The sequence below is a fragment of the Bradyrhizobium sp. ISRA464 genome (genome assembly GCF_029910095.1).
GTDB lineage: Bacteria > Pseudomonadota > Alphaproteobacteria > Rhizobiales > Xanthobacteraceae > Bradyrhizobium.
This window is the reverse complement of sequence record NZ_CP094526.1, coordinates 548,688-563,776: the sequence shown is the minus strand read 5'-3', so window position 1 is coordinate 563,776 and position 15,089 is coordinate 548,688. Positions and strand designations below refer to the sequence as shown.

Genomic DNA, 15,089 nt, shown 5'->3' with positions numbered 1-15,089 from the left:
AATGAATGGACCTCAATCAACCAGTTCGGTGAACACGATGGCGGGCGCCGTAAGCCGGATGGCAATTCGGCGCTATGTCGCCAACAAATGGTTTCTGCTCGCGGTCGCTGGCTTGGCGCTGATTGGCATTACGGCCGCCAGTTGGAGTTGGCTCGTTGCAGCGGGAATTGCATCGGTTCTCCTGAGCGTGCTGCCTTGCCTTGTTATGTGTGGCCTTGGCCTGTGCATGCACAAATTTATCGGCGGCTCCGGCGCGCCTCGCGCGCCCGGATCGCCAGCGGCTGATCCGTCAGCGGTTTCTGCTCGGCCAGCACCCGACAGCACGCCTGCATACGGCTCGAACTGCTGCGGAGAAGGTCTGGGAGTTCCTGCGGATACGCTCGCAGAAAATCCTGGAACTCAAGTGAAGGAGAGCACCCATGCGTAAGTCGACACTGTTGCTCGCCACTATCTCTCTTGCGGTCGTCGCCCTCTCTGCGGCGGTCTACGCTCGCGACTCTGACGACGCGCCTAGCTCGATGATGGGAAGCGGGATGATGGCCGGTAGGGGAATGATGGGCGGAGGAATGATGGGTCGGATGACCGGCATGATGGACCACTGCGGCACGATGATGAGAGGCGATCATTCCAGTGGCCGGCCCAACGATCAGTGGCGCAATCCGCCATCGCGTGAGGATGGCAGCAAGGAATGAGGTAAACAGCTAATTGCTCGATCGATCCATGCGCGCGGTTGATCTCGTGGCCGCGAACCCGGTCCACGCCTCAGGCGAGGTGACTTCCATGAAGATAAGACCAAGATTGTTACTCTTAGCCCTCGTGCTCGCGGCCGTCGGCGCGCTGACAACGGTCGGAGCTTTGCTTGTGGCTCCGCCACCGCCAAAGAGCATCACTTCAGGTACCGCAGCGATTGGCGGGCCGTTCACTCTGGTCAGCACCGACGGGAAGAGCGTCAGTGACCAAAGCTATCGCGGCAAATGGCTGCTCATTTTCTTTGGCTACACCTTCTGTCCAGATGCCTGCCCGACAGCGCTCACCAACATCAGCGCGGCCCTGGAAAAGCTCGGTCCGGATGCGGGCAAGCTCCAGCCGCTCTTTGTTACCGTCGACCCCCAGCGCGATACTCCGCAGGTCATGGCCGAATATCTGAAATCCTTCGATCCACGAATTGTTGGATTGAGTGGAACGCAAGCGCAGATCGACAGCGTCCTCAAGGAATACCGGATCTATGTCGCGCGGCAGAAATCCGAGGCCGAGGACGGCAACTATCTCGTCTCGCACAGCGCATACGTCTACCTGATGAATCCGCAGGGCCGATTTGTGGACGTCGCTCAGGGGAGTGAATCGGGAGAAGAGATTGCGGAATGGCTGCGCAAGAAGATAGCTCACCCGACCGGATGAAGGAATCATCGATGAAACGAGCGATCAACTTGATATTGAGCATCATGTTCGTGCTCACGACCGGCATTCAGGTGCATGCACAAACACCTGGCCCAAGCCCGATCGTGGTCGAGCACGCCTGGGCACGAGCGACGCCGGGCGGGGCGAAGACCGGCGCGGCGTATCTGACCTTGATCAACAACGAGGACTCGGCTGATCAGCTTCTCGGCGCATCAACGCCAGTTGCCGACAAGGTTCAGTTTCACAGCACCATCGAAGAGAACGGCGTGTCCCACATGCGCGAAATGCCCACCGTCGACCTGTCGCCGCGCGCGAAGGTCACGTTTGATCCGGGCAGCATGCATATCATGCTGGTCGGCCTGAAGCAGCCGCTGAAGGAAGGCCAGACATTCCCGCTGGCTCTCACGTTTGCAAAGGCGGGCGAGGTCGATGTCACGGTCCCTGTTGCGAAGGTCGGCGCCATGCAGCCCGGCGGTATGGCTCCGATGATGCACGGCCACGACGATATGATGAAGAAGTAAGCAGGCTTGGGGATCTGGTGACGAAGATGCATCCTCTGCGACGCAGAAACTTGAAGATCGTGCTGCCGTGCATCGCCTGCATCGGCATCATGCTCGGCCTCGTGGCCTATTCTCCGACGCTGTATCGACTGTTCTGCGCTGCGACTGGATATGGCGGCACGACACAGAGGGCGGACTCCGATTCTGGCTCGGTGTCCGAGCATACAATCAACGTCCAGTTCGACACCAATGTTGCTCCGGAACTGCCGTGGCGATTTGAGCCAGTGCAGCGCGAGGTCAAGGTGCATCTTGGCGAGCAGAAGCTCGTGTTCTTCACAGCCGAGAACCTCTCCGATCAGGAAGTTATCGGACACGCGTCTTTCAATGTGACGCCGCAAACCACTGGCATCTATTTCAACAAGATCCAGTGCTTCTGCTTTGACGATGAGCGGCTCAACGCGCATGAGAAGGTCGACATGCCGGTGGTTTTCTTTGTCGATCCCGCGTTGGCAAACGATCCCGAAACTCGTGACGTCGATACGATCACGCTCTCATATACATTCTTTCGTACTGTCCATCCCGACAATCCCAAGGACCTCTCGCGGTTTACGGCGGCCGCCGAGCCTGATCCCGTGCGCGGGCAGCAGCTGTTTGAGCAACGCTGTGCGGCCTGCCACGGGCTCGACATCAACAAGGCCGGCCCAAAGCTTGGTGGGGTCTTCGGCCGCAAGGCCGGCTCGGCTGCCGGATACAGCTATTCGCCTGCACTCAGCGATCTCGACGTGCACTGGAGCGCCGATAACCTCGAACGATGGCTCACCGATCCCAGCAAGTTCAAGTCGGGCACGAAAATGCCTGTTCGCGTGATTGAGCCGTCTGCCCGGCGAGACATTATTGCTTATCTGCAGGAGGAGAGCCGGACGATAAGGCAAGGCTCCCTGCCCCGGGCGGTCGCGCAAAGCCCCGCCGATAGCAATCGCAAAACGGGCACATCTCCGGAAGTACGGGTACGGCCTGATCTCCGTGTAGTCGGTCACGTGTCACAGTAGAGACTGAAACCAATCGGTCCCGAGGCCTTGATCAGGAGGACAAAGCAAATGCGCAGCATCAGCATTCTCTTTGCAGCCGCAACTGGCCTTGCCGTGGCACGCCGCAGCGCTGTCAGGTGCCGGTGCCCGATGCTGGAAGCCTACGCGAGCAGTCAATTTTGAAGGAACGAGGGAGAGACCTATGGTCGACAGACCCATGGTTCGACGCATCATGATTTTGGCCATATTGCCAGCCTTCGTCCTTGGCGTTGGTGGCATGCACTTTACAAACTCTGTGAAACTGCTTCTGGCAAATCGAGCAGCTGCGGCAGAGATGCCCCAGGATGAATTCGAGCAGCGAGTAAAGAACTATCTGCTTGCACATCCGGAGGTGATCGGTGAAGCGCTCAGTCGGCTCGAGGCGAAGCGCGGCGAGCAGGATGCTGCCGAGGGGAAGGCTGCGCTAAAAGCCCATGCGTCCGAAGTATTTCAGGACCCCGACAGCCCCATTGGCGGAAATCCCAACGGCGATGTCACGCTGGTCGAATTCTTCGACTACAATTGTCCTTATTGCAAAATGATGGCGCCGTTGATGGAAAAAGCAGCTGAGGCCGATCCCAAGCTGCGCATCGTCTACAAGGAATTTCCGATTCTCGGCGAGGGCTCCGTGTATGCCGCCAAGGCGGCACTCGCAGCCAACAAGCAAGGCAAGTATGAGGCCTTGCATCGTGCGCTTTATCAGGTTCGGGGCGCGGTTGCCGAAGCCAAGGTGCTGGAAGTGGCGCGCGCTGTTGGCCTTGATGTCGAGCGGCTGAAAGCGGACATGCAAGACAAGGCAATCGAGAGCATGCTGGACAAGAACGTCAAGCTCGGGGAAGCCCTGCACATCACCGGAACGCCCGGCTTCGTGGCCGGAGAACAGGTCTCGACCGGCGCAAGAGACCTGAGCAGCTTGCAGGCGTTCGTCGCACAGGCAAGGAACGATCCTCGATCGGTCAAGTGAGCACCTTCTACAAGGTGACCGCGATTAAGGTGGCTACCAGTCGCATTTGATCACGGAAAAGCAACATTGGACCCGAGAAAATGCACAACGAAGGAGATTTGCTATGAATCGACGAAAGACCGTCATGCTCGCCGTCGCAGGCATGGTCAGCATGATCACTGGGTCACGGCGAGCGCGTGCCGGATCCCACTTCCAAGAGGACGGACCGATGGTCATGGCAAGCGGCGACGACGTCCCTGGCTTGACCAATGCGAGGTCGGGATCGGCAGCACAGCTGTGCGACCTGAAAGCAGTCGGACCAGAGGCCCAGGTGACTGCTATTCAACACCTCGGCGACACTTTTGAAGTCACGACAGCAGACGGTCGAAAGATGGCCTTCCGGGAAGTCGACCTTCGCATCAAAATCGACACGGGCGAAAAAGGCCCGCTCATCGGTAAGCCAGTGATCATGCCGGGTGGCATGATGGATGACCGGGTCACGCTGTTCTTCGCGTCGCCTGCGGAGGTTGGTACGCTCGTCAAATACGGGAGTTGAAGCGGCTCGGCCCGGACGAGCCGTCTGCTCCATGGACGGACTTGTCGACAGACGTGGAGCCAAGGTTCGCCGCCTGTCCACTTGTGATAGCGGCGCGCACCGGGATACGGATGGGATGTGACGCGTGAATTCTGGAGAGAACAATGCGCTGGCCTTTCTTCTTGACGCTCGTGGCGTTCGCATCGAGCGCGCTTTCGTCAGCGCTTGCCGCACAAGGCAACGCTGACCGGGGCCAGCGCGTTTTTGGAGCGTGCGCGGCGTGCCATTCGCTGGAGCCGAACCGGAGCATGACCGGACCAAGCCTGGCAGAGCTTTGGAATCGCAAGGCTGGGAACCTCGCTAGCTTTCCACGCTATTCGTCGGCCCTGAAATCTTCGACGATTGTCTGGAACGACAAGACCCTCGACGACTGGCTCAAAGACCCGCAGCATCTTGTTCCCGGCAACAGCATGACGTTCCAGGGTATCAAGAACGATCAGCAGCGCGCAGATTTGTTGGCGTTTCTCAAGCAGGCAACGCAGCCGGGACACGCGCCGCCGCAGATGGGCGGGATGGGGGGCATGGGCGGCGGGGGCGGCGTTCCCAATCTGAAGAAGCCCGATCCCGAACAGCGCGTAGAGGCGATCACTTACTGTGGGGATACCTATCGGGTGACGACCGGCGACGGCAAGATGCATGCTTTTTGGGAACGCAACCTGCGCCTCAAGACGGACAGCAGCGGCGACGGCCCGGATAAAGGCGCGCCCGCCTTGGTCGGCGCGAGCATGATGGGTGATCGCGCGGACGTAATCTTCGCTGCACCCGACGAGATCAGCGGGTTCATCAAGAAGGAATGTAGCGGTCGGTAGGCCCTGTGGTGCCGGGCAAGCATGCGACACCCGAATCGAAAGGAAAGATATCATTACAGCGACGTTGGCGCGCTCCACGTCCAGGACCCGCGACAGCACGCGCTCGATCGTCGCGCGTGCACGCCCATACATGCCATCCCCCCTTACCGAAAGCGTCATTGCCCCAGGGCTTCGCTTTGGCCGTAAGCATTCTTCCCCGGGTGGTCGACGAGTGATAATGCGATGCTGATTGGACTCGGCATCAGTCCTGTGGGTCACGCCGAGTTTACCACCATCATCGCGCCGGACCTTGGGCCGTTCTCGCCCTCCTATCCGGCAATTGATATCGTCTTGCCATGACAGCGGGTGCTTTTGTTCGACTTTCGACGATCCTGCTGACCCTATCACTCGTGTTGGGGCCGGTGGCGACCAATATGCATGCCGCGTCGATGATCTCAAAAGCAGTCCCAGCTACCCTGAATGGGATGCAGGCGCCGAGCAATTCCATTGGCTGCTCTGGAATGAAGAGTGGCCCTCTCGCCAAGGCTTGTTCCTTGGATTGCGCCGGCATGGTTGCGGTAGCGTCCGAGGTGACGACGATTGACACTGTCACCGCTCAACCACGTCCCTATCATACGCTCGGTCTTTTGGTCGGCGTTCGCTTTTCCCCAGATCCGCATCCTCCCAAACGCGTCGCCTTCAGCTGATCGCCTCCTTTGAACGGCGATCTGTTCTGAAATGCTCCAGCAGCGAGTCACCTCTGCCTGGAAGGTCGGCGCCCATGATTCGACCGGAGCCGCTGTGCGGCAAAGCTGGGCGTCGTAAAGCCCGAAAAGATCCCGCATCCAAAAGAGCTTTGCGCGGGAGTGGATCAGGGAGGTCACAATGCCTATGGACGAGTCCGATCTGGCTTGGGGATTAGGCTTGCTCGCGGTTACTGCCGCAGGCGTGCTCATTGCACTGAGTCTGGTGGTTGGAAGCGCTCTGTTGTTCCGACGCCTCTTTGGGCGGCAGGAGCGGATAGCCGTTGAAAGCGATAGCAGCGCGCTGGCGATACTTGCGACTAACAGGCGAAGGCCGGCTATCGCCCAGTCGAGAACCCGCCGGATCGCCTTTCTCGGCTCTCTCCTGGCATTCCTCCTACTCGCGATTGTGCATTGGGGATTAACGCCGCCCTAGTGCGATGCGGTCGGCACTGAGGCACAAGCCGAGACTCGGTCCTGGTTGACGCCTCAGTTCGAGGCGCAGAGCCGAGGCGCTTCGTCGCCTCACGCGCAATAGCGCCATCGAGATCGCCTTGGGCCTCGTAATTTTCGCGCTTGTCGGGATGCTCGGCACGCTGCATCCCGCCATCCATCTCGTAAATTTGCAAGATTGAAGGTTTCGCGGGAAAGGCTACACGCGAATAGACGCGCGAGTTACGAGGTTCGGCTTTTCGCATCGCAACAGCACCTTTTGGCCGAGCGCTGCGGTACATCCGCGTTGCCGACGGTCCCGATCTTGTCTTGGTTGGCAGCTATTTTGGTGGCTTAGCCGGATCTCCCTGCTATTCTATCGTCATGCAAGTCATGGCTCGCGCGTTATCCTTGCTATTGTTGGTCGCCGCATCGATGCTGCCTGCGGTTGAGCGAACGAACGCGCGCGCAGAAGCCCCAGCTATGATTCAGACCGGCTTCGTGCAAGTCGCAATGACCTATCACACGGGTCGAATGGCGATGACGTGCCATCGCTGCTGCGGGAAGGCATGCGCCGCATTTACCGTGGCTTGCAGTGCTCATTGCGGTACGGCGAGTGCCCTCGCTTCCCTGGTTGTTGTTTCGACATCGAGCGCTCCTCCCACAGCATGGGCATCCATGTTCAAGGCCGTTCTTGATCACGGCATCCCGCCTGAGCCGCATCCCCCGAGACCTATCCTCATCGGTTGAAGTGGCCCGCTGCGGCCATCGTAGATCTGTGCGCATCAGGTCAGGCATCCAACAGCACACTGCGAACGATTCATTTGGCTGCCAATGAGCAAGCTTGCTGACGGCCGATAATCCCGACGCACAGCGCTCAGATCAGTCGGCAACAGCCGAGGCTGCATCTCGTCGCAACTACGAATGCCGAGTGCTGGGAGTACGAAATGATAGCTTCACAAACCTTGGCCGCTCTTGGGAGCCTTGCCGTTCTGCTTCCAGTCGCGTTAACTGAGTTGCCCTCCGTCTTCAGCCCTGCAGGCGATCCTCCCCGAATCGTCGATGCACGCCAGTCACCTTATTCGGCAATCGGAAAATTCAGAGGAACGATGACGTGTACAGCAGCGATCGTTCTGAATCCAAGAATCATCATCACGGCAGGTCATTGCGTCACGGAAAGAGACGGCACGACAAGACGATCCAAATTGTCGTTCCAGCTGGCATATCAGACTGGAACCGACCTTGGACGATTTAAGGCCACCCTTTGGGCCGTTGGTTCGACGCAAAGCTTCGCGCAAGAATCAATCCACGACGCATCGAAAGACTGGGCGATACTCATACTTGATCGCGCACCGGTTGGCGTTCGTCCATTTGCTCTCCGTCATGACTCGCCGAAGGCCTTAGAATTTCTTGAGCGACAAATCCTCTTGCCGGCCTATTCGAATGATGTCGGCGATGCCGAAGCTCTCAGCGTCGATCCGAACTGCACCGTTCGCGATCTAGCTTGGGACACACTCATCCACACCTGTACGGTGAAGGCTGGTTCGTCGGGAGCTCCGCTATTGCTGCCGGAGGGATCGGCTTACGCCGTTGTCGGCATTCACACGGCTTCGATATTTGCCAGCGATGCGGATGGGCGCGTTGGAAAATTTGTTGGCAATCAGGCTATCGGTTCCGGGATGTTTTCGGAAGCGGCGCTCAGGCTTTCTAGGCAACTGGACGGGGGTCCCATCCAAACCGTCAACATGGGCGACTACTAATGTCGATTAGGCCGCACGCGAAATGGCCTCGACTCGAAAGTGGACGGGCCATGACAAATGACGAGTAACGGTAAGAGGCCTCCAATGAGATTATTCGCTGTTCCTACAACACGCGCAAAGCCGAAACGGCTCCCGATGCGATTGCATACTTGGTGCTGCCGGAGACGAATGGTGATCAAACCATGATCAAGTTCGACGCCCTAGGAATCTTAGTCCGACCTCGCTTTTGGGCCGCCAAACTCATCTATGATCTTTCATTTGCTATTCTGCTGCGCGACACCGCCTGGCAGGAAGACCTCCTCTCATCGCTTGAGCCCAAGGGAGGCGATCGGACGCTCCTTTTTGGGCCCGGTAGTTCGTCGTCGGCGATTTTGCTCGCGCTTCACAATCCCAACGCAACTTTCGTGGTTGTGGATCCAAGCTCGAAGGCTGCCGAATGGACCCGGCTCACTGCCGTTCGCAAGCGGCTCGAGAACGTCACTGTTATGCATGTTTCTCGGGCCCACCAACTTCCGGTGAACGCGGGCTCGTTCGACGCGGTGATTTGCATGCTTGCGCTCCATGATAGTCCCCCGGACGAGAAGCTCGGCCTTATTAGAGAGATGACCAGGGTCCTGCGACATGCGGGGACGTTGAGGCTGGTTGATTTTGATAAACCAGAAACTCCCGGCGAACGGCGGATTCTCGAACTTGGCAGACGCGTCTCAGGGACGCTCGCAGTGGCCTCACACTTAGACGGGAGTTGGATTGGAGTTCTCGCGAAGGTCGGCGTCGCAGGCGCGCGACGAGAATTCTCGCACTCGGTTGGGGTTGGGCGGATTTCGATGGTGAAAGCTCGAAAGCGCTAAGCCCTTCAGCATGCTAAAAAGGCAGTGCGGGCCCACTTGGCTTGGATTTCGAGGTCCGGCGCCCCTCATATCGATTGCTCGCGCGCTCGTTCTCTGAGTGAAGTCCGAAGGGATCACCTCGGCGGTGACGGGGGTGCTGCAGGCTAGACCCATTCTAATTCTGGAAGGTTCGCACCTCGCGCCGTTAGCGGCGAGCGTTACCGTCGCGAGAGAGCCGGCGGACGAGCCTCAAAAGGAGTTGACCTGGAGCGGAATTAGAACGGCTCAAATTGCACCGATCCGAAACCGGCGGTACGACCGTCGTCGGACCCAACCCTTCAACTTGGCATCCCGTGAGGCTGCTATCCTTACCATCGCGTCTTGCAGTGCTGGCCATGCTGCTGGCTCTGGCCTTCTTTGGCGCAGCGAGGGCCGAGACGAGCGATGTCGAAACCACGTGGCGACTGTTGGATTACATCGCGGTGGATTACGCCGGCGCCGTGTCGCATGGCGCGGTCTTAAGTCCTTCCGAATATGCCGAGCAGAACGAGTTCGCGGCTACTGTTACCGCAAAGCTCGCTGCGCTCCCACCCAAGCCGGAACGGCAAGCGCTAGCGACCGAAGCCGCCCGCCTGCAGCGGGCCATCGCAGACAAGGCTGATGCCGAGCAAGTCGCGGGTATGGCGCATGGCCTGGGGGCTGCGTTGCTTGCGGCCTACCCAGTGCCGCTGGCGCCGAACAAGGTTCCGGATTTCGCGCGCGGCGCGACGTTGTTTAGTCAGAATTGCGCCTCCTGTCATGGCGAGGCTGGCGATGGCCACGGACCAGACGCCGTCAAGCTTGATACCCCGCCGATCGCATTCACGGACGCCGAGCGCGCTCGCCAGCGCAGCGTGTTCGCGCTCTACCAGGTGATCACCCAAGGTCTCGATGGCACCGCGATGCCGAGCTTCGATGGTCTTCCGAGCGATGATCGTTGGGCTCTGGCCCTGTACGCCGGTCATTTCGCCTTCCCCGATCCCGCTGCGGCCGAAGGGGAACGGCTGTGGAAGCAGGACACCTCGCTGCACCGGCTCATTCCCGATCTGAAAGCGCTCGTCGGCACGACACCCGCAGCGCTTGCGAGCAAGATTGGTCCAGACAAGGCGGACGCTCTGATGGCTTATTTGCGTCGTCACCCCGACGCAGTCATGCAACAGCAGGCGCGAGCCCTGTCACTGGTGCGCGGCCGGCTCGCCGAGAGCCTTGCCGCCTATCGTGCAGGGGACCGCCAACATGCCGCTGAGCTGGCTTTGTCTGCCTATCTCGATGGATTCGAGCCGGTCGAACCGACGTTGAGCGCCCGCGATCGTACGCTCATGGAGCGGATCGAGGGAGCGATGGGCGACTACCGCGCCGCGATCCAAAGCGGAGAGAATGCCGACGCGCTCGCCAATCGCGTGCAGGTTCTCGACGATCTTTTTGACGACGCGGAGGCGTCGCTTTCCCCCGATGCAGCAAGCAGCCTCTCAACGTTTCTCGGGGCGGCGGCGATCCTGCTGCGCGAGGGACTGGAAGCGCTGCTGATCGTCGTTGCGATGATCGCCTTCCTCCGTAAGGCCGAGCGGATGGAGGTCATGCCCTATGTCCATGCGGGTTGGGTGGGCGCCCTCGTCGCCGGCCTCCTGACCTGGGTCGTCGCGACCTGGGTGGTCGGTATCAGCGGCGCGAGCCGAGAGCTGACGGAGGGGTTCGGGTCGGTCTTCGCCGCAGTCGTCCTGCTCTCGGTCGGCATTTGGATGCACGGCAAGGCACAGGCCGATCAATGGCAACGCTACATTCGCGAAAAGATGGCGAAGGCGTTGTCCGGAAGTTCGGCCTGGCTGCTGTTCGGGCTCGCTTTCATCGTCGTTTACCGAGAGGTGTTCGAGACGATCCTCTTCTACGCGGCGCTGTGGGCCCAGGGAAGCGGCAGCATGATACTCGCCGGGGCACTGAGCGCGTGCGCGGCGCTGGCGGTCATCGCGTGGGCGATGCTGCGCTATAGCCGCCGGCTACCGATCGGCAAGTTCTTCACCTACAGTTCGTGGCTCATGGCGGTTCTGACGGTCGTGCTGGCCGGCAAGGGCATCGCAGCCCTGCAGGAGGCCGGCATCGTCAGCATCGTACCCTTACGCTCGGTGCCACGCATCTCGTTGGTTGGTCTGTTCCCAACGACGCAAACCGTGGCGGCTCAGGTACTCATGATTGCGGCTTTGGCTATAGGCTTCGCCCTCAATCGTCGAAAGGTCGCATAGAAAAATGGATAGAGCCTTGGTCGGTGCCGGCGCTCGTTCTTTGCGAGAGCACCGCAACGAAATCAGTGAAACGACGTGAACCAAACGTGACTGGCACGCGTGTTCCATGAGAGCGGGTTGACCTGAAGACAGGATCGGCGGATCGTGGCGACTTGCAATTTGCAGTGGCCTTCGTGGCAATCTGGTACGGCTCGACGATAGCCCGTGCATCGGCGCCCCGCTCAGCCCTTGCTTGCTGCGCTGGTGACCGCCGGTGCTCAAAGTCCATCCAGGTATCAAAACCTTACTTGCGGCCTCTCGTCGACCGCTTGGCGTTCCTCGCCGACGCTGAAGAATTCGTGCGGTGCAAAGCCAAGAGTGCGCGCGAACAGCACGGTCGGGACTTGCTGGACCATGCTGTTATATCCCTGCACCATGGCATTGAATGATTGGCGTGCCGCAGCAAGCCTGTTCTCGATATTGGTCAAGTCGGTCTGGAGTTGCTGGAAATTGGCGTTCGCCTTGAGGTTCGGATCAGCCTCCGCCAACGCGAATAACTGGCGCAACGCACCGCCAAACACGGTTTCGGCCTCTGCCTTTGCCGCGGGGCCTTGTGCCGCCACCGCGGCGTTCCTTGCCTGCATCACCGCATCGAGCGTCCCGCGCTCGTGGCCGGCGTAGCCCTTCACGGTTTCGACGAGGTTGGGGACAAGATCGTGACGCAGTCTAAGCTGAACGTCGATATCGGCGAAAGCCTGGTTACATTGCTGGCGCATCGTGACCAGCCGGTCGTAGCTCGCAAACCCGAACAGCACGACGGCCACGACGACGGCAAGAATGATCCATGCAGAAATGGACATGGCACGGCTCTCGGGCTGCTGTCGCTCCATAGCGTAGCGCGGGCGCGGCGGGAGTCTATCCCGGATGGTTCAACTGAATGCGACGAGATCCCGCCGAGTTCTCAGTCTGAGCCCTCACACCTTCTTTTTCTTTCGAGTCCCCTTGACCTTCCAGCGACTGGAAGGTGCACATTCCAGCTAACAGGAATGTATGCGGGAAGTTTGCCATGAATGGATCTGCTGATATTCGAGCCCCGTTGCCGTGACGCTCGCGATCCGAGGGATGACTTGCGCCGGTTGCGCGCGGACAGTCGAGAGGGTGCTGCGACAGGTACCTGGCGTGGAGAACGCGGCCGTCGACTTCGATCTCGGTCTCGCTGTCGTGAACGGAGCGGCCACCCCGCCGGCGCTGATCGCCGCAGTCGAGGCTGCGGGCTTTGGCGCCTCCGAAGTATGAATATCCCTGCGAGAGTGCGACAAATGGAAGGAACAATGAACACCGCGGAAACCACTGCTATTGAACCGAGGCATGTTGTTCTGCCGATCGAAGGCATGAGCTGCGCGACCTGCGCTGGGCGGGTCGAGAGGGCGATTTCAGCGCTGCCGGGTGTAAGGGCAACCGTAAACCTCGCGAGCGAGCACGCGGATGTCGAATTCGACAGCTCCAAGGTGAACCCCGTCGCCCTCGCCGAAGCCGTGGTGGGCGCCGGCTACGAGGTGCCACGCGAAATGCGTGAGCTTGCGATTTCGGGCATGAGCTGCGCCACCTGCGTCGGGCGCGTTGAAGCGGCCCTTAAGCGGGTACCGGGCGTCATGCGGGCCGAAGTGAACCTCGCGAGCGAGAAGGCGACGGTCGAGGGCATCGCAGGCATCTTGCGACCATCCGATCTAATTGCTGCAGTTCAGAACGCCGGCTACGGGGCCGAATTGCTGACCGGTGACCGCGAACGCGATGAAGCGATCGTCGCAGCCGAAGACCGCCGCCTCCGGCGCGAGACATGGCGGATCATCGCCGCGGTCGTGCTGAGCGCGCCGCTGCTCGTACCGATGTTCGGGATGATGCTGCCGGGATGGCTGCAGTTCGCGCTCGCCACCCCCGTCCAGTTCGGCGTCGGCTGGCGCTTTTACACAGGAGCATGGCGAGCCCTGCGAGCCCGCACTGGCAACATGGATCTCCTGGTGTCGCTTGGTACCTCGGCCGCGTATTTCTATAGCGTCTACCTGATGCTCGCGGGCCCGCCGGGCGGTCATCTCTACTTCGAGGCAGCGGCCGTGGTCATTGCCTTGATCATGGTCGGTCGTTGGCTAGAGGTGCGCGCCAAGCGCTCCACCACCGCCGCTATCCGGGCGCTCATGTCGCTGCGCCCGGCGCGTGCGCGAATCGAGCGCGATGGCGGCGAGATCGAAGTTCCGGTCGCCGACGTCTCAGTCGGCGAGATCGTTGTGGTCCGGCCAGGAGGGAAAATTCCAGTCGACGCCACGGTACTGACCGGACGCAGCGAGGTCGATGAAAGCCTGCCGGTGCCGAAGGCCGCCGGCGACAAGATCACCGGAGGCTCGATCAACGGCGGCGGTCTCATTCGCGCGCAGGCGAGCGCGGTCGGCGACCAGTCAACCTTGTCGCGGATCATCGCCTTGGTCGAGCATGCCCAAACGAAGAAGCCGCCAGTGCAGCGCCTGGTCGATCGCGTTGCTGCGGTCTTCGTGCCGATCGTGCTGGCAATCGCCCTAGCGGCCTTTTTGGGCTGGTGGCTGATGGTCGGAGATATGACGGCGGGCGTCGTTGCCGCGGTTTCGGTGCTGGTCATCGCCTGCCCTTGCTCGCTCGGCCTCGCAACGCCAACTGCGCTGATGGTCGGCACGGGTGCTGCGGCGAAAGCAGGCATCCTGATCCGCGACGCCGAAGCGCTCGAGCGCACGCACCGGCTTGATACGATCATCTTCGACAAGACCGGCACGATCACCGAGGGCAGGCCCGCGGTCACGGAAATTGTCTGCCACGACGTCGATGAAGCGCAGCTGTTGGTGCTCGCAGCCGCCGCCCAGACCGGCAGTGAGCATCCCCTCGCCAAGGCCGTGCTGATGAAAGCAAAGGGACTGAGCTTCCCGAAGCTCGTGGATTTCCAGAGCCACACCGGCCTTGGTCTGACGGCCAACGTCGACGGGCACAGGATCGTGATCGGCAACCGCCGGCTCATGGCTGAGCACGGCGTGAGCCTCGATCCGCTCGTTGCCGAGCCCGCTCGCCTAGAGGAGCGAGGCCGCACGGTCATGTGGGTCGCCGAGCTCACCACCTCAGCCGAATTGCTGGGCATCATTGCCGTAGCCGATCCGGTGAAGCCGACGGCGAGCGACGCCGTGCGGCACCTGCACGATATCGGAATCGAGACCGTTTTGTTGACGGGCGACAACGAGCGGACCGCTGCGGCCGTCGCGGCTCAGGTCGGGATCGACCGCGTGCTCGCGGGCGTTCTTCCCGGCGAGAAGTCGAACGAGGTGCAGCGGCTGCAGAAGGAAGGCAGGCGAGTCGGCATGGTCGGGGACGGCGTCAACGACGCGCCGGCACTCGCCGCAGCTGATGTTGGTATCGCGATGGGTACCGGTGCTGACGTCGCGATGGAGACCGCGGGAATCACGCTGATGCGCGGCGATCCGCTGCTGGTCGGGAATGCAATCTCGGTGAGCCGAGCAACCTACAACAAGATTCGGCAGGGCCTGTTCTGGGCCTTCATCTACAATGTGGTGGGCCTGCCGCTTGCCGCCTTCGGGCTGCTCAGTCCAGTGATCGCGGGCGCAGCGATGGCTCTGTCCTCGGTGAGCGTGGTGACGAACGCGCTGCTATTGCGTCGCTGGCGGCCGGCTGGCGTCGGCAAGGCGTCGCGTGTTGTCAAGCCATCTGACCCGGCGCTCACCGCGGTAACCCAAGTTGGAGGACCGTAAGA

General features: G+C 60.6%; 15 protein-coding genes. 14 read left to right on the top strand and 1 reads right to left on the bottom strand.

Features of this window, described 5'->3' with window-relative positions:
• Nucleotide 1 precedes the first annotated feature (1 nt).
• The 12 genes from MTX19_RS02640 to MTX19_RS02585 all read left to right on the top strand — a co-directional run bounded on the left by MTX19_RS02640 (nt 2) and on the right by MTX19_RS02585 (nt 11,329).
• Nucleotides 2-427 (top strand): hypothetical protein, encoded by a 426-nt coding sequence (locus tag MTX19_RS02640; RefSeq protein ID WP_280982325.1) that lies wholly within the window; start codon nt 2-4, stop codon nt 425-427.
• Nucleotides 420-692, top strand: a complete 273-nt coding sequence (locus MTX19_RS02635; protein ID WP_280982324.1) for a hypothetical protein — start codon at nt 420-422, stop codon at nt 690-692. Before MTX19_RS02640 ends, MTX19_RS02635 begins: the two co-directional genes overlap by 8 nt.
• A 28-nt stretch (nt 693-720) precedes the next feature.
• Nucleotides 721-1,398, top strand: a complete 678-nt coding sequence (locus MTX19_RS02630; protein ID WP_280982323.1) for an SCO family protein — start codon at nt 721-723, stop codon at nt 1,396-1,398.
• Nucleotides 1,362-1,919, top strand: coding sequence for a copper chaperone PCu(A)C (locus MTX19_RS02625; RefSeq protein WP_280982322.1), 558 nt, complete (start codon nt 1,362-1,364; stop codon nt 1,917-1,919). The genes MTX19_RS02630 and MTX19_RS02625 overlap by 37 nt, the downstream gene beginning before the upstream one ends.
• A gap of 26 nt (nt 1,920-1,945) precedes the next feature.
• The gene (locus tag MTX19_RS02620; RefSeq protein ID WP_280984670.1) at nt 1,946-2,947 is read left to right on the top strand and encodes a cytochrome c oxidase assembly protein; all 1,002 of its coding nucleotides are present in this window, start codon (nt 1,946-1,948) and stop codon (nt 2,945-2,947) included.
• A 181-nt stretch (nt 2,948-3,128) separates the two neighbouring features.
• Nucleotides 3,129-3,929 carry a DsbA family protein gene (locus MTX19_RS02615; RefSeq protein ID WP_280982320.1) on the top strand — a complete coding sequence of 267 codons (801 nt, stop codon included), beginning with the start codon at nt 3,129-3,131 and terminating at the stop codon, nt 3,927-3,929.
• Nucleotides 3,930-4,032: 103 nt separating this feature from the next.
• The gene (locus MTX19_RS02610; RefSeq protein ID WP_280982318.1) at nt 4,033-4,464 is read left to right on the top strand and encodes a hypothetical protein; all 432 of its coding nucleotides are present in this window, start codon (nt 4,033-4,035) and stop codon (nt 4,462-4,464) included.
• Nucleotides 4,465-4,607: 143 nt separating this feature from the next.
• Nucleotides 4,608-5,312 (top strand): c-type cytochrome, encoded by a 705-nt coding sequence (locus MTX19_RS02605; RefSeq protein ID WP_280982317.1) that lies wholly within the window; start codon nt 4,608-4,610, stop codon nt 5,310-5,312.
• A 335-nt stretch (nt 5,313-5,647) separates the two neighbouring features.
• A complete protein-coding gene (locus MTX19_RS02600; RefSeq protein WP_280982316.1) occupies nt 5,648-5,998 on the top strand; it encodes a hypothetical protein in 351 nt (116 codons plus the stop codon).
• 1,415 nt (nt 5,999-7,413) lie between these two features.
• A complete protein-coding gene (locus MTX19_RS02595; protein ID WP_280982315.1) occupies nt 7,414-8,226 on the top strand; it encodes a trypsin-like serine protease in 813 nt (270 codons plus the stop codon).
• A gap of 182 nt (nt 8,227-8,408) precedes the next feature.
• Nucleotides 8,409-9,074 carry a class I SAM-dependent methyltransferase gene (locus tag MTX19_RS02590; RefSeq protein WP_280982314.1) on the top strand — a complete coding sequence of 222 codons (666 nt, stop codon included), beginning with the start codon at nt 8,409-8,411 and terminating at the stop codon, nt 9,072-9,074.
• Nucleotides 9,075-9,448: 374 nt separating this feature from the next.
• Nucleotides 9,449-11,329 carry a cytochrome c/FTR1 family iron permease gene (locus MTX19_RS02585; RefSeq protein ID WP_280982313.1) on the top strand — a complete coding sequence of 627 codons (1,881 nt, stop codon included), beginning with the start codon at nt 9,449-9,451 and terminating at the stop codon, nt 11,327-11,329.
• Nucleotides 11,330-11,604: 275 nt separating this feature from the next.
• On the opposite strand, the gene MTX19_RS02580 is transcribed toward MTX19_RS02585, so the two are convergent.
• Nucleotides 11,605-12,168: a LemA family protein gene (locus MTX19_RS02580; protein ID WP_280986158.1), complete on the bottom strand. Its 564-nt coding sequence runs from the start codon at nt 12,166-12,168 to the stop codon at nt 11,605-11,607.
• Nucleotides 12,169-12,430: 262 nt separating this feature from the next.
• Between MTX19_RS02580 and MTX19_RS02575 the strand changes: the two genes are divergently transcribed.
• Together MTX19_RS02575 and MTX19_RS02570 are read left to right on the top strand one after the other, a co-directional pair.
• Complete coding sequence (locus MTX19_RS02575; RefSeq protein WP_280985827.1) at nt 12,431-12,604, top strand: heavy metal-associated domain-containing protein; 174 nt, start codon at nt 12,431-12,433, stop codon at nt 12,602-12,604.
• Nucleotides 12,601-15,087 carry a heavy metal translocating P-type ATPase gene (locus tag MTX19_RS02570; RefSeq protein ID WP_280985826.1) on the top strand — a complete coding sequence of 829 codons (2,487 nt, stop codon included), beginning with the start codon at nt 12,601-12,603 and terminating at the stop codon, nt 15,085-15,087. The genes MTX19_RS02575 and MTX19_RS02570 overlap by 4 nt, the downstream gene beginning before the upstream one ends.
• Nucleotides 15,088-15,089: the final 2 nt, after the last annotated feature.